Origin of the sequence: Achromobacter ruhlandii, from assembly GCF_002082135.1 — a bacterium.
Classification (GTDB): Bacteria; Pseudomonadota; Gammaproteobacteria; order Burkholderiales; family Burkholderiaceae_B; genus Achromobacter; species Achromobacter ruhlandii.
On sequence record NZ_CP017433.1, the window covers coordinates 3,891,436 to 3,904,972 of the forward strand.

Below are 13,537 nucleotides of genomic sequence, written 5' to 3' on the forward strand. Positions count from 1 at the left end.
CCTTACGGCAAGGCCGCCGACGCCGCTTCCGGATCCAGCCCGTAACGCCGGATCGCCTCGGCCGCCCGCTCGGCCGGCAATGCGCCCTCGTCCGCCAAGGCCTTGAGCGTGGCCAGCACGATATGGTGCCGGTCCACCTCGAAGAACGCCCGCAGCGCCTGGCGCGTGTCCGAGCGGCCGAAGCCGTCGGTGCCCAGCGTCACATAACGGCGCCCCACGAAAGGCCGGATCTGCTCGGCCACCGTCTTCATGTAGTCGGTGGCCGCGATCACCGGCCCCCGCGTATCGGCCAGGCTCGTCTGGACGAAGCCCTGGCGCGCCGCGTCCAGCGGATGCAGGCGATTCCAGCGCTCGGTCTCCTGGCCATCGCGGCGCAGCTCGGAATAGCTGGTGACGCTCCAGACGTCGGCCGCCACGCCGAAGTCCTGTTGCAGCAGGTCGGCGGCGGCCAGGGTCTCGCCCAGGATGGCGCCGCTGCCCAGCAGTTGCGCGCGCAGCTCGCCCGGCGCGCCCTCGCGCAGCCGGTACATGCCCTTGAGGATGCCGGCCTGGGCGCCTTCCGGCATCGGCGGATGCGCGGTCTTCTCGTTGATCAGCGTCAGGTAGTAGAAGATGTCTTCTTCCTCCTGGTACATGCGGCGCATGCCATCCTGCACGATCACGGCGATCTCGTAGGCATAGGCCGGGTCGTAGGCGATGCACGACGGGATCACCGAGGCCAGCACGTGGCTGTGGCCGTCGTCATGCTGCAGGCCCTCGCCTTCCAGCGTGGTGCGGCCCGAGGTCGCGCCCAGCAGGAAGCCGCGCGCGCGGATGTCGCCAGCCGCCCAGGCCAGGTCGCCAACGCGCTGGAAGCCGAACATCGAATAGAAAATGTAGAACGGAATCGTCGCCACGCCGTGGGTGCTGTAGGCGGTGGCGGCGGCGATCCACGAGGCCATGGCGCCCGACTCGTTGATGCCTTCCTGCAGGATCTGGCCGCGCCGGTCCTCGCGGTAGACGCTGAGCTGGTCGGCGTCCTGCGGCGTGTACAGCTGGCCCACGTGCGAATAGATGCCGACCTGGCGGAACATGCCGTCCATGCCGAAGGTGCGCGATTCATCCGGCACGATGGGCACCACGCGCGCGCCGATCTGCGGGTCCTTGAGCAGTTGCGCCAGGATGCGCACGAACGCCATGGTGGTGGAGAATTCGCGGCCGTCGCTGCCCTTCAGGTGCGCGGCAAAGGCTTCCAGGCCCGGCGTGGCCTGCGGGCCGGGGCCGGCCGGACGCAGCGGCAGGTGGCCGCCGGCGCGGCGGACGGCGGCTTCCAGGTAGGCCTGTTCGGGGCTGCCGGGTTCCGGCTTGATGTACGGGATTTCCTCCAGGCGCTCGTCCGGCACCGGCAGGTCGAAGCGGTCGCGGTAGGCGCGCACCGCCGCGTCGGCCATCTTCTTCTGCTGGTGGTTGGTGTTGGCGGCCTCGCCGGCCGCGCCCATGCCGTAGCCCTTGACCGTCTTGGCCAGGATCACGGTGGGCTGGCCGCGATGCGCCAGCGCCGCGGCGTAGGCGGCGTGCATCTTGACCGGATCGTGGCCGCCGCGATTGAGCGCGCCGATCTCCTCGTCGCTCAGGTGCGCCACGCGTTCCAGCAGCACCGGGTCGGCGCCGAAGAAGTGTTCGCGCACATAGGCGCCGCCGCGCGCCTTGAAGACCTGGTATTCGCCATCCACGCATTCCATCATGCGGCGCCGCAGGCGGCCGTCGTGGTCCTGCGCCAGCAGCGCGTCCCAGCCGCCGCCCCAGATCACCTTGATAACGTTCCAGCCGGCGCCGCGATAGACGCTTTCCAGCTCCTGGATGATCTTGGCGTTGCCGCGCACCGGGCCGTCCAGGCGCTGCAGGTTGCAGTTGACCACGAAGATCAGGTTGTCGAGTTTTTCGCGGCCGGCCATGGCGACGGCCGCCAGCGTCTCGGGCTGGTCCTGCTCGCCGTCGCCCAGGAAGCCCCAGACGCGCCGGTCCTGTGCCGCGATCAGGCCGCGGTCTTCCAGGTAGCGCATGTAGCGCGCCTGGTAGGCCGCCATCAACGGGCCCAGGCCCATCGACACGGTCGGGAACTGCCAGAAGCCGGGCATGGTGCGCGGGTGCGGATACGACGCCAGCCCGCCGCCGATCTCGCGGCGGAAGCGGTCCAGCTCCGCTTCGGACAGGCGCCCTTCCAGGTAGGCGCGGGCGTAGATGCCGGGCGCCGAATGGCCCTGGATGTAGAGCATGTCGCCCAGGTAGTCCGGCGTGGCGGCGCGGAAGAAATGGCGGTAGCCGGTTTCGTACAGCGTGGTGGCCGAGGCGTAGGTGGCGATGTGCCCGCCCACGCCCGAATGCTTGCCGGCGCGCAGCACCATGGCCATGGCGTTCCAGCGTAGGTAGGCATCCAGCCGCGCCTCGATGCGGGTGTCGCCGGGGAACGGCGCCTGGGCCGGCAGGCCGATGGTGTTGACGTAGGGCGTGACGCCGGCCGCGGCATAGCCGCCGCTGCGGGCGCGGTCCTGCTCGATCAGGCGGTCCAGCAGGTAGTGCGTGCGCGGCAGGCCTTCGTGCGCCAGCACCGCCTGCATCGCGTCCAGCCACTCGCTGGTTTCTTCGGGGTCGATGTCGACGCAGTCGATCTCGGGTTCCATGGGCATCCTCCTTGTGGTGCGCAAGCGGCGCCTGGACACGGAAAGGCCGGCGCCATCATTTCACATCGTGAATTGCATTTGCATAATGTGCAATTGCAATCGTAGGGAGGTTTTCGAACAATTGCAAGTGCAACCATTAAGGAAAATGGCGGCTCGCGCGCGGCATGAATGCGCGTGACGGCCCGCCCGCCGCGCGCCATGGCCGCCGGGCCTCTACAATCCGGGACAACGAAATCCCTGAAAAAAGGAAGCGACCGCATGGCCACGGGCAAGCCCGACGCGTGGAGCCTCTTTCTCACCGCGCATGCGCTGGTGGTGGAAGAGATCGAAAAACGACTGTCCGCCGCCGGCCTGCCGCCGCTGGCGTGGTACGACGCGCTGTGGGCGCTGGAACGCGCGCCCGACGGCACCGCGCGCATGTTCGAGATGGCCGAGCGCATGGTCATCGCGCGCTACAACCTGACGCGCCTGATGGACCGCATCGAGGCCGCCGGGCTGGTCGAGCGCTTCCGTTCCGACGAGGACCGCCGCGCCACCTATGCCCGCATCACGCCGGAAGGCCTGGCGCTGCGCCGCAAGATGTGGAAGGTGTATGGCCCGGCCATTGACGAACTGTTCCTGTCGCAACTGCCGCCGGCGCAGCAGGACGCCATGGCCGAGCAGTTCCGCCAGATCGCCCGCCATGTGCGGGCCTTGTCCAGAACCCCGGCTTGACCTGACCGCCACGGAGTCCGCATGCCCGTCCGTCCGCCCCTGCACATCGGCATCGTCGCCTGCTCGGCCGAGGGCGCCGCGCTCTGCTACCGCACGATCTGCGCCGAAGGCGCGCAGCGCCTGGGGCCGCACGCGCACCCCGAGGTGTCGCTGCACAGCCTGTCGCTGGCGGACTACGTGGCCTGCCTGGAGCGCAATGACCTGGCCGGCGTCGGCGCGCTGATGCTGACCTCCGCCGATCGGCTGGCGCGCGCCGGCGCGGATTTTCTGATCTGCCCCGACAACACCATCCACCAGGCCCTGGGCCACGTGCTGCCGCAATCGCCGCTGCCGTGGCTGCACATCGCCGAGGAAGTCGCCGCCCAGGCCGCCGCGCGCGGGCTGCGCCGCATCGGCATCCTGGGGACGCGCTGGCTGGTCGACAGTCCGGTCTACCCCGACAAACTGCAGGCGCGCGGCCTGGACTACGTGCGTCCCGCGCCGGCCGACCGCGATCTGCTGGCGCGCGTCATCATGGACGAACTGGTCTACGGCGTCTTCAAGCCCGAATCGGTCGCCTTGCTGCAAGGCGTGGTGGCGCGGCTGCGCGATGCCGGCTGCGACGCGGTGGTGCTGGGCTGCACCGAACTGCCGCTGGTGCTGAACGACGCCAACTGCGTCTTGCCGACGCTGGACTCGACCCGCATCCTGGCGCGCGCCGCCCTGGACCGCGCGCTGGCCTGACGCCTGAACTGGCGTCCCGCCCCCTTCCCGGCCGCGCCCGCGGTCAGAGCTGGTCCAGCCCGTACTGGCGCAGGCGATCCAGGTCCAGCACCTTGATCTGGTTGTACGACAGCGCCAGCACCCCTTGGTCCGCGAGCGTCTGCAGCGCCTGGTTGACGCGCTGGCGCGACAGGCCGGTCAGGTAGCCGAGTTCTTCCTGTGAAATCGCCAGCGTCAGGTCGGTGGACGGATACAGCTGCGGGTTGAACAGTTGCGCCAGCGACTGCGCCACGCGCGCATCGGCGTCCAGCAGGCGATGGTTCTGGATCGAGGCGATGAACTCGCCCATGCGGTCGTTCAACTGGCCGATGACGAAATGCGAGAACGGCAGGCTGGCCGCCAGCAGCGCATGGAAGGTGGCGGCCGGCACCAGCAGCACCAGCGACGGCTGGATCGCCACCACGTCGTACTTGCGCAGCTCGCGCTTGATGACGCTGCCCTCGCCGAACCAGCCGCCCGGCGGCACTCCCGAGAACGTGCAGCTGCGTCCCGACTCGTTGTAGATCGCCAGCTTCAGCAGGCCGCTGTGCACCCCCAGCCAGTAATCCGACGGCGCATTGCGGCGCGCGATCCAGGCGCCGCTGGCCACGTGTTCGGCGCGCGCCGTGGCCAGCACCAGGTCCTGGTGCGGCGCGTCCAGCGCGGCGAACCAGGCGCAGCCGCGCAGCAGTCCGGCCAGCTCGGTCTGGGAAACAATGTTTGAAACATCGGACATGGAAAGAACCGTGTAAAACTGCGGGTTGGACGCCCGAAAAAAGGTCTGTCATGCAGGCGACAGACACCATTTTCCGGCGGCCGATAAGCTAGGGGGTACCAACCTTCAAAGGAGCCTCGCACAGGCAGGTAATCGGCCGCCAGGCTAGGCGTGGTCGCCGCCGCGTGGCTTTGCCACGCAAGGTGAGCGCAACGACGCCTGGCGGCCGATTACCTGCCTGCCCGTAGGGTGAGCGCCAAAATGAGCGCCTCTCTACGTTGCGAATGCTCGCCGTGGTCCCGCCACGACTGCGCTTCGCGCCTTGATAGTCGCTCATTTTGGCACTCATGCGAGGCTCCTTTGAAGGTTGGTACCCCCTGGCAAGCAGCGGGATTCGCGTCAGCATCAACACCGGCGATCCAGATCAAGTTTCCCGCATAAAAGCATATCCGGGCGCCCCGCGCCCCACAGGAGACAAGCATGAGCAGCCTGTTCGACCATGGCCTGGCACGCCGTGACGCCAACTACGAACCCCTCACCCCGGTCGACTTCATCGCCCGCGCCGCGCAGGTCTATGGCAACCGCCTGGCCGTGGTGCACGGCGCCGTGCGCCGCACCTGGGCCCAGACCTACGAGCGCGCGCAACGCCTGGCCGCCGCGCTGACCGCCGCCGGCATCCAGCGCGGCGACACGGTGGCGGTGATGCTGCCGAACATCCCCGCCATGATCGAGGCGCACTTCGGCGTGCCGATGCTGGGCGCGGTGCTCAACACCCTCAACACCCGCCTGGATACGCCCAGCGTCCTGTTCATGCTGGGCCACGGCGAGGCCCGCGCGCTGATCGTCGACACCGAATACGCCGAGCTGGCGCAGCGCGCCCGCGCCGAATTCCCGCACCTGAAAGTGATTTCGGTGCACGACCTGGACGGCGCCCCGGCCGCCCTGCCCGGCGCCACCGACTACGAGGCCTTCCTGGCCGCCGCCCCCGCCACGTTCGACTGGCGCCCGCCGGCCGACGAATGGGACGCGATCGCGCTGAACTACACCTCCGGCACCACCGGCGATCCCAAGGGCGTGGTCTACCACTACCGCGGCGCGTATCTGAACGCCGTCAGCAACATCCTCGAATGGGACATGCCCAAGCATCCGGTCTACCTGTGGACGCTGCCGCTGTTCCACTGCAACGGCTGGTGCTTCGCCTGGACCGTGGCGGCGCGCGCCGGCGTCAACGTCTGCCTGCGCAAGTTCGATCCCAAGACCGTGTTCGACCTGATCCGCGCCGAGGGCGTGACCCACTACTGCGGCGCGCCCATCGTGCAAAGCGCGCTGGCCAACGCGCCGGCCGAGCTGCGCGCCGGCATCCGCCACACCGTGCGCACCATGGTGGCCGGCGCCGCGCCCGCGCCGGCGGTGATCGCCAAGATGAAGGAAATCGGCTTCGAGCTGACCCACGTCTATGGCCTGACCGAGGTCTACGGCCCGGCCGCCGTGTGCGCCCCGCAGGAAGCCTGGAACGACCTGGAAGACGAACAGCGCGCGCTGCTGACCGCGCGCCAGGGCGTGCGCTACCACCTGCAGGCCGGCGTCTCGGTGCGCAACCCCGACACCATGGAGGAAGTGCCGGCCGACGAGCAGACCGTGGGCGAGATCATGTTCCGCGGCAACATCTGCATGAAGGGCTACCTGAAGAACGAACGCGCCACTGACGAGGCCTTCAGCGGCGGCTGGTTCCACACCGGCGACCTGGGCGTGATGACGCCCGACGGCTACATCCGCATCAAGGACCGCAGCAAGGACATCATCATCTCCGGCGGCGAGAACATCTCCAGCATCGAGGTCGAGGACGCCCTCTATCGCCATCCGGCCGTGGCCGCCGTGGCGGTGGTGGCCATGCCCGACCCGAAATGGGGCGAAACGCCCTGCGCCTTCGTCGAGCTCAAGCCCGGCCACAGCGCCACCGCCGAAGAGATCATCGCGCACTGCAAGCTGCTGCTGCCCGGCTTCAAGGTGCCGCGCGCGGTGCGCTTCGGCGAACTGCCCAAGACCTCGACCGGCAAGATCCAGAAATTCGAACTGCGCGCCGCGGTGGGTTCCACCCGCGCCATCGACGCCACCTGATTCCCTTCCTACCCGGAGCTCCGACGCCATGACGTACCAAGCCCCCGTGAAAGACATGCTGTTCGTGCTGAACCACCTGGCCGGCCTGCCGCAGGTGGCGGCGCTGCCGCAATATGCCGAAGCCACGCCCGACACCGCCCAGGCCGTGCTGGAGGAAGCCGCCACCTTCGCCGGCGACGTGCTGGCGCCGCTGAACCACCCCGCCGACCGCGAGCCCAGCGCCTGGCGCGACGGTGCCGTCACCACCTCGCCCGGCTTCAAGCAGGCCTTCCGCCAATACGCCGAAGCCGGCTGGCAGGGCATGACGCACCCGGTCGAATACGGCGGCCAGGGCCTGCCCGGCCTCCTGGGCGCGCCCTGCTCCGAAATGCTCAACGCCGCCAACCTGTCGTTCGCCCTGTGTCCGCTCTTGACCAACGGCGCGGTCGAGGCACTGCTGACGGCCGGCTCGCCCGAACTGCGCGAGCGCTTCATCGGTCCGATGCTGTCGGGCCGGTGGACCGGCACCATGAACCTGACCGAGCCGCAGGCCGGCTCCGACCTGGCGCTGCTGCGCACCCGCGCGCAGCCGGTCGGCGACGGCACCTACCGCATCTCCGGCACCAAGATCTTCATCACCTACGGCGAGCACGACCTGGCCGAGAACATCATCCACCTGGTGCTGGCGCGCCTGCCCGATGCGCCCGAGGGCGTCAAGGGCATCTCGCTGTTCCTGGTGCCCAAGTTCCTGGTCAACGACGACGGCTCGCTGGGCGCGCGCAACGACGTTACCTGCGTGTCGATCGAGCACAAGCTGGGCATCAAGGCCAGCCCCACCGCCACGCTGCAGTTCGGCGACGCGGGCGGCGCCATCGGCTACCTGGTGGGCCAGGAAAACCGCGGCCTGGACGCCATGTTCATCATGATGAACGCGGCCCGCTTCGCCGTCGGCGTGCAGGGCATCGCGGTGGCCGACCGCGCCTACCAGCACGCGCTGGCCTACGCCGCCGAACGCGTGCAGAGCCGCCCGGTGGACGGCTCCTCGCGCGACGCCGTGCCCATCATTCAGCACCCAGACGTGCGCCGCATGCTGGGCACCATGCGCGCCCTGACCGAGGCCGGCCGCGCGCTGGCCTACTACACCGCCGGCCACGCCGACCTGGCGCACGCCAGCGCCGATCCGGCGGCGCGCGCCCGCCACCTGGCGGTGCAGGAATTCCTGGTGCCGATCGTCAAGGGCTGGTGCACCGAAGCCTCCATCGACGTCGCCAGCCTGGGCGTGCAGGTGCACGGCGGCATGGGCTTCATCGAGGAAACCGGCGCCGCCCAGTACTACCGCGACGCCCGCATCCTCACCATCTACGAAGGCACCACCGCGATCCAGGCCAACGACCTGGTCGGCCGCAAGACGCTGCGCGATGGCGGCGCGGTGGCGCAGGCGCTGATCGAGGAGATCCGCAAGACCGAGGAAGCGCTGCAGGCGCGCAGCGAACCGGCCGCGCGCCTGGTGCTGACGCCGCTGCGCCAGGGCCGCCTGGCGCTGGCCAACACGGTCGACTTCGTGGTGGCCAACGCCGCCGCCCATCCCAACGCGGTGTTCGGTTCGGCCGTGCCCTACCTGCTGCTGGCCGGCACGGTGCTGGCCGGCTGGCAGATGGCGCGCGCGCTGCTCGCGTCGCTGGATCACCTGGACGAGGACCCGGCCTTCCACCAGGCCAAGATCGCCACGGCCCAGACCTACGCGCTGCACAAGCTGACCCAGGCTCCCGGCCTGGCGGCGGTGGTGGCGGGGTCGAACGAGTACGCCGTGCAGCCATGAGCGTGGTCGACGCCGGATCGCGCATCGACGCGCTGGTGGCGTTGGGCGCGTCGGCGCCGCTGGTCCGGCTGGCCAGCGGCGACTGCGTGCATCCGTTGCTGCGCGGCGCGTGCCTGGGTCCGCCGTTCCACTCCTATCACGGCGCCCGCGCGCCGCAAGGGGCGCCGCTGGCGCCGCTGTGGGACGATGGCGACCACGTCTACGCCCTGCGAGGCACGGCGACCGGCCGCGAGTTCATCCGGTTCAGTATCGAAGACCCGCAATCCGTCGACGTGCTGGCCCTGACGGAACAGGGATTCTGGGCGCACCGCTTCGACTTTCTCTATGAAACCGATGCGCCGCTGGACGACTTGCGGGCCGCCGCCGGCGCGGTGCAATTCCGCCACGTCGAGGCCTACCTGGCCGCGCGCGAGGCATTCGAAGACCCGCCGGGCCACGTCCCGACGCATCGGGATTGGCTGACGCGGACAATCGCCAGCATCGACCGGCGCGCGCTGGCGCCTTGAACCTGGCGGGGGCCCGCGCATCCTTTTTTCCTGACCGCGCGACACTGTTGCGCTGTCGAACCCCGGTTGGCGGCGCGGTTAAACATATAACCAAAAAGAATAAAGAAAAGAAATAAACATATCTAAAATTATTAAGCGGACATCGGAAATCCTGCCCGCAGGCAAGACGCCAGCCGTACCAAGGCGTAGTTCAGGACCCTTCCCCCATGCTTCGCAAGCTGCTTTCCGCCGCGCTCACCGCCACCGCTTTCGCCGTTGCTCCCGCCCACGCCGCGCCGCCCGCGCTGGAAATCGGCTACCTGCCGATCCTGCCGGACGCGCAATTGTTCGTGGCGCTGGAGGAAGGCACCTTGCAGGCCAAGGGCGCGCCCGCGCCCAAGCTGGTGCAGTTCCAGAGCGGCCCCGCGCTGACGCAGGCGCTGCTGGCCGGCCAGTTGGACGTGGCCTACGTCGGCATCGGCCCGGCGCTGGTGGCCAGCGCCAAGGGCGCCGGCATCAAGGTGGTGGCTTCCAACATCGTCGAGCAGGTCAACGTGGTCGCGCTGGGCACGCTGGCGCCGTATTTCGCCTCGGGCGATGCGGCCACCGCGTTCGCCCGCTTCGCCAAGGACAAGGGCAGAAAGCCCGTCATCGCCAGCTACCCCAAGGGCGCCGTGCCCGAGGCCGCGCTGCAATACTGGCTGCGCAACCGCCTCAAGGCCGACCCGGCCAGCCTGGAGCTGATCTACCAGGGCGAGGCGCAGATCCAGCAGTCGCTGCTGACCGGCGCCATTGACGGCGCCGCCATCCTCGAACCCACCGTCACCACCGTGCTGACCCGCGCGCCCGATTCGCGCGTGGTGGCGCGCGGCTCGCAACTATTCCCGAACCAGCCCGGCGCCGTACTGCTGGTGCGCGACAAGCTGATCGCCGAGCACCCCGAGGCCGTGCAGCAGCTGGTCGACGCCCAGCTCGCCGCCACCGCCCTACTCAAGAACGATCCGGCCCGCGCCGCGGGCCACGTGCAGAAATACGTCGGCGGCGGCCGCCTGGACCGCGCGCTGGTCGAAAAGGCCATCCGCAATTCGCATGACCAGTTCGTGGCCGATCCGCACGCCATCGTCGACGCCACCGCCGAGCTGCAGACCTTCCAGGCCAGCCTGGGCACGGTCGAGGCCGCCAAGGTCGACGTCAAGCAGCTGTTCGACACCCGCTTCTACGACAAGGCCGGGAAGCCATGAGCCAGACCGCCCCCGCCTTGGCCGCGCCCGCGCCGCAAGCCCGCAAGGGCGCGCCGCCGGGGTTTGCCGCCGTGCGCCGCGCGGCTTACGGCATCGGCGGACTGGCCCTCTTCATCGCCATCTGGAAGGCCGCGCTGATCTGGCAATGGGCGCCCGCGGGCACCCTGCCCGATCCCTTCGCGCTGCCCGCCACGCTGGTCCAGGAATGGCAGTCGGGCCGGCTGCTGCCGGCCATCGGCTCCAGCCTGGTGCATTACTTCTGGGGCCTGGCCGCCGGCACCGCGCTCGGCTTCGGCGTGGGCCTGGCGGCCGCGACGCTGCCGCGCTTCGACCTGGCGCAAGCCTACCTGGCGCGCATCCTGCGGCCGATCCCGCCGCTGGCCTGGGTGGTGTTCGCCATCGCCTGGTTCAAGGTCAGCCATGCCGGCGCCGCCTTCGTCATCGCCATCGGCGTGTTCTGGGTCAACTACTTCGCCACCTACAGCGCGGTGCGCAACGTCGATCCGCGCTACTACGAACTGGCGCGCGCCTTCGGCCACGGCGGCTACCTGGCGCGCGCGCTGGGCGTGACGCTGCCGGCCATCGCGCCCGGCGCGCTGTCGGGCGTGCGCACCGGCATCGGCCAGGCCTGGATGACACTGATCGCCGCCGAACTGCTGGGCGTGCCCGGCATGGGCCAGGAAATGAATGCCGCCGCCGGCGTTGGCGCCTACGACGCGGTGGTGGTCTACATGCTGATCATCTCGCTGGTCTACACGCTGTGCGACCTGGCGTTCTCGATGGTCGAAAGCAAGGTGCTGCAATGGCGTCCGTGATCGAATTCTCGAAACTCTCGTACCAACATCCGGGCGCCGACGCGCCGGTGATCCAGGGCCTGTCGCTGGCGATCGAGGCGGGCAGCTTCGTGGCCGTGGTGGGCGGCTCGGGCGTGGGCAAATCCACGCTGCTGCGCGCGGCGGCCGGCCTGGCCGACCCCGCCGGCGGCGAAGTGCGCTTCCAGGCGCCCGCGCGCCCCGGGCGCCGCAGCCGCGCGGTGGTATTCCAGGACAGCCGCCTGATGCCGTGGCGCACGGTCGGCGGCAACGTCGGCTATGGCCTGGAAGGATTGGGACTGGACCGCCAGGAACGCCAACAGCGCATCGATGCCGCGCTGCAACTGACCGGCCTGGGCGACTACGGCCGCCGCTGGCCGCATCAGTTGTCCGGCGGCCAGGCGCAGCGCGTCGGCATCGCCCGCGCCTTGGCCGTCAAGCCCGACCTGCTGCTGATGGACGAACCCTTCAGCGCGGTCGACGCCATCACCCGCCGCAACCTGCAGCAGGAGCTGATCCGCGTGTGGCAGGCCTCCGGCGCGGCGGTGCTGTTCGTCACCCACGACATCGAGGAAGCGGTGTTCCTGGCCGACAAGGTGGTGGTGCTGGGCGGCCGCCCGGCCAACATCGCGGGCCACTACGACATCGACCTGCCGCGGCCGCGCGACCGCGCCGATCCGGCGTTCGCGCGGCAGGTGGCGGCCATCGCCCATACGCTCGAACATCACTGAGCCGACCGCGCCGGCGTGGCCTCACGCCCGCCGCGCAACCGCGCAGTCCGGCGCCGGCGCCGCCTTGCGCGGCAGCGTCAGCGCCCAGAACAGCGTCGCCGCCAGGCTCAGTCCCAGGCCCAGCGCGCACACGCCCAGCCAGCCCGCGCGCGCATAGACGAAGGTCGAGGCGATCGCCCCGAGTCCGCTGCCCACCGCATAGAACATCATGTAGCCGCCGACCAGCCGGCTGTGCGCCTGCGCGCTGATGGAAAAGATCATGGCCTGGTTGGTCACGTGCAGCGCCTGCGCCGCGATGTCCAGCACCAGCACGCCCAGCGCCAGCGCCCACAGGCTGCGGTCCAGGAAGGCGATCGGCACCCAGGCCAGGCACAGCAGCGCCAGGCCCGCGCCGGTGGTCAGTTGCGCATGGCCGCGATCGGCCAGCCGGCCGGCCCGCGCCGCCACCAGCACCCCGGCCACGCCCACCAGCCCGAACGCGCCCACCGCGGTGTGCGTCAGCGAATACGGCGGCGCGCTCAACGGCAGCACCAGCGCCGTCCAGAACGCGCTGAAGACGGCGAACATCAACAGCGCGATCATGCCGCGCACCCGCAGCACCCGCTCGTGCGCCAGCAGCGTGAACATCGAGCGCAGCAGCGCGCCGTAGCCCAGCCCCGCGGTCGGCAAGGCGCGGCGCGGCAGCCAGCGAGCCAGCGCCAGGGCCAGCAACGCGGCCAGGCCGGCGGACACCAGGTAGACCGCGCGCCATTCCCACAGGTCGGCCACGGCGCCCGCCAGGGTCCGCGCCAGCAGCAGGCCGATCACCACGCCCCCCTGCACCGCGCCCACCACCCGCCCGCGTTCGCCCGGCGCGGCCAGCGCCGCCGACAGCGCCAGCAGGCCCTGCGTCATGGCGGTGCCGAGCAGGCCCAGCGCCAGCATCCCGGCCAGCAGCCAGGGAGCGGCGGACGCCAGCGCCACCGCGGCCAGCGCCAGCACCAGCAGCCCCAGTTGCGCCAGCATCAGGCGGCGCCGGTCGAGCAGGTCGCCCAGCGGCACCACCAGCACCAGCGCCAGCGCGCAGCCCAGCTGCGTCGCGGTGACGACGATGCCCACCGCGCCCTCGTCCAGGCGGAACTCGCGGCCCATGGCGTCCAGTAGCGGTTGCGCGTAGTAGACGTTGGCCACGCTCAAGGCGCAGGCCACGGCCAGCAGCAGCACCAGGGCGGCGGGCAGGCGATCGGCGGATGGCGTGGCGGGCGCAGATGCAGCGGATGCCATGTATGCAGCGGATGCCGTGGATGCAGCGGGTGCCGTGGATGCCGCAGAGGCCGCGAATGCCGCGGATGCTGTGGATTCCTTAGACGCCGTGGATGCCGGCGATGAAGGAGATGAAGGAGATGGCGGAGCAGCAGGGGCAGGATCGGTCTGATCTGGCATGATGGCCTCAAGTAGTTTCATTACAAAACCAGAATGCTAGACCTCAAGGTTTTATAATGCAACCAAACATTCGACATCTCTCCCCGCCGCGATGCGCGGC

At 69.9% G+C, this 13,537-nt stretch carries 11 protein-coding genes; 8 read left to right on the forward strand and 3 right to left on the reverse strand.

Going from position 1 to position 13,537, the window contains the following annotated elements:
- Nucleotides 1–2 precede the first annotated feature (2 nt).
- The gene (aceE, locus tag AruCF_RS17495) at nt 3–2,660 is read right to left on the reverse strand and encodes a pyruvate dehydrogenase (acetyl-transferring), homodimeric type (RefSeq protein WP_049074836.1); all 2,658 of its coding nucleotides are present in this window, start codon (nt 2,658–2,660) and stop codon (nt 3–5) included.
- A 258-nt stretch (nt 2,661–2,918) separates the two neighbouring features.
- Between aceE and AruCF_RS17500 the strand changes: the two genes are divergently transcribed.
- Both AruCF_RS17500 and AruCF_RS17505 read left to right on the forward strand, forming a co-directional pair.
- Entirely contained in the window at nt 2,919–3,374 is a 456-nt protein-coding gene (locus AruCF_RS17500; protein WP_049074838.1) for a MarR family winged helix-turn-helix transcriptional regulator, read from the forward strand.
- Between the two features lie 21 nt (nt 3,375–3,395).
- Nucleotides 3,396–4,097 carry an aspartate/glutamate racemase family protein gene (locus AruCF_RS17505; RefSeq protein WP_049074840.1) on the forward strand — a complete coding sequence of 234 codons (702 nt, stop codon included), beginning with the start codon at nt 3,396–3,398 and terminating at the stop codon, nt 4,095–4,097.
- Nucleotides 4,098–4,140: 43 nt separating this feature from the next.
- On the opposite strand, the gene AruCF_RS17510 is transcribed toward AruCF_RS17505, so the two are convergent.
- Entirely contained in the window at nt 4,141–4,851 is a 711-nt protein-coding gene (locus AruCF_RS17510; RefSeq protein ID WP_049074844.1) for a Crp/Fnr family transcriptional regulator, read from the reverse strand.
- A 459-nt stretch (nt 4,852–5,310) separates the two neighbouring features.
- Between AruCF_RS17510 and AruCF_RS17515 the strand changes: the two genes are divergently transcribed.
- The 6 genes from AruCF_RS17515 to AruCF_RS17540 all read left to right on the forward strand — a co-directional run bounded on the left by AruCF_RS17515 (nt 5,311) and on the right by AruCF_RS17540 (nt 12,015).
- Nucleotides 5,311–6,948 (forward strand): acyl-CoA synthetase, encoded by a 1,638-nt coding sequence (locus AruCF_RS17515; RefSeq protein ID WP_083036816.1) that lies wholly within the window; start codon nt 5,311–5,313, stop codon nt 6,946–6,948.
- A gap of 28 nt (nt 6,949–6,976) precedes the next feature.
- The gene (locus AruCF_RS17520) at nt 6,977–8,746 is read left to right on the forward strand and encodes an acyl-CoA dehydrogenase (protein WP_049074846.1); all 1,770 of its coding nucleotides are present in this window, start codon (nt 6,977–6,979) and stop codon (nt 8,744–8,746) included.
- A complete protein-coding gene (locus AruCF_RS17525) occupies nt 8,743–9,252 on the forward strand; it encodes a hypothetical protein (RefSeq protein ID WP_049074848.1) in 510 nt (169 codons plus the stop codon). Before AruCF_RS17520 ends, AruCF_RS17525 begins: the two co-directional genes overlap by 4 nt.
- A 206-nt stretch (nt 9,253–9,458) precedes the next feature.
- Nucleotides 9,459–10,472, forward strand: a complete 1,014-nt coding sequence (locus tag AruCF_RS17530; RefSeq protein ID WP_049074850.1) for an ABC transporter substrate-binding protein — start codon at nt 9,459–9,461, stop codon at nt 10,470–10,472.
- Nucleotides 10,469–11,287, forward strand: coding sequence for an ABC transporter permease (locus AruCF_RS17535; RefSeq protein ID WP_231891719.1), 819 nt, complete (start codon nt 10,469–10,471; stop codon nt 11,285–11,287). The genes AruCF_RS17530 and AruCF_RS17535 overlap by 4 nt, the downstream gene beginning before the upstream one ends.
- On the forward strand, nt 11,275–12,015 hold the full coding sequence (locus AruCF_RS17540) for an ABC transporter ATP-binding protein (protein ID WP_049074853.1): 741 nt from the start codon (nt 11,275–11,277) through the stop codon (nt 12,013–12,015). Before AruCF_RS17535 ends, AruCF_RS17540 begins: the two co-directional genes overlap by 13 nt.
- 21 nt (nt 12,016–12,036) lie before the next feature.
- Here AruCF_RS17540 and AruCF_RS17545 read toward each other — a convergent pair whose 3' ends face one another.
- Nucleotides 12,037–13,278, reverse strand: a complete 1,242-nt coding sequence (locus AruCF_RS17545) for an MFS transporter (RefSeq protein ID WP_049074856.1) — start codon at nt 13,276–13,278, stop codon at nt 12,037–12,039.
- Between the last annotated feature and the right edge of the window lie 259 nt (nt 13,279–13,537).

Excerpts from the sequence above, each read along its gene's own strand:
- aceE (WP_049074836.1), bottom strand. The coding sequence starts at position 2,660 with ATGGAACCCGAGATCGACTGCGTCGACATCGACCCCGAAGAAACCAGC.
- AruCF_RS17500 (WP_049074838.1), top strand. The coding sequence starts at position 2,919 with ATGGCCACGGGCAAGCCCGACGCGTGGAGCCTCTTTCTCACCGCGCAT.
- AruCF_RS17505 (WP_049074840.1), top strand. The coding sequence starts at position 3,396 with ATGCCCGTCCGTCCGCCCCTGCACATCGGCATCGTCGCCTGCTCGGCC.
- AruCF_RS17510 (WP_049074844.1), bottom strand. The coding sequence starts at position 4,851 with ATGTCCGATGTTTCAAACATTGTTTCCCAGACCGAGCTGGCCGGACTG.
- AruCF_RS17515 (WP_083036816.1), top strand. The coding sequence starts at position 5,311 with ATGAGCAGCCTGTTCGACCATGGCCTGGCACGCCGTGACGCCAACTAC.
- AruCF_RS17520 (WP_049074846.1), top strand. The coding sequence starts at position 6,977 with ATGACGTACCAAGCCCCCGTGAAAGACATGCTGTTCGTGCTGAACCAC.
- AruCF_RS17525 (WP_049074848.1), top strand. The coding sequence starts at position 8,743 with ATGAGCGTGGTCGACGCCGGATCGCGCATCGACGCGCTGGTGGCGTTG.
- AruCF_RS17530 (WP_049074850.1), top strand. The coding sequence starts at position 9,459 with ATGCTTCGCAAGCTGCTTTCCGCCGCGCTCACCGCCACCGCTTTCGCC.
- AruCF_RS17535 (WP_231891719.1), top strand. The coding sequence starts at position 10,469 with ATGAGCCAGACCGCCCCCGCCTTGGCCGCGCCCGCGCCGCAAGCCCGC.
- AruCF_RS17540 (WP_049074853.1), top strand. The coding sequence starts at position 11,275 with ATGGCGTCCGTGATCGAATTCTCGAAACTCTCGTACCAACATCCGGGC.
- AruCF_RS17545 (WP_049074856.1), bottom strand. The coding sequence starts at position 13,278 with ATGGCATCCGCTGCATCTGCGCCCGCCACGCCATCCGCCGATCGCCTG.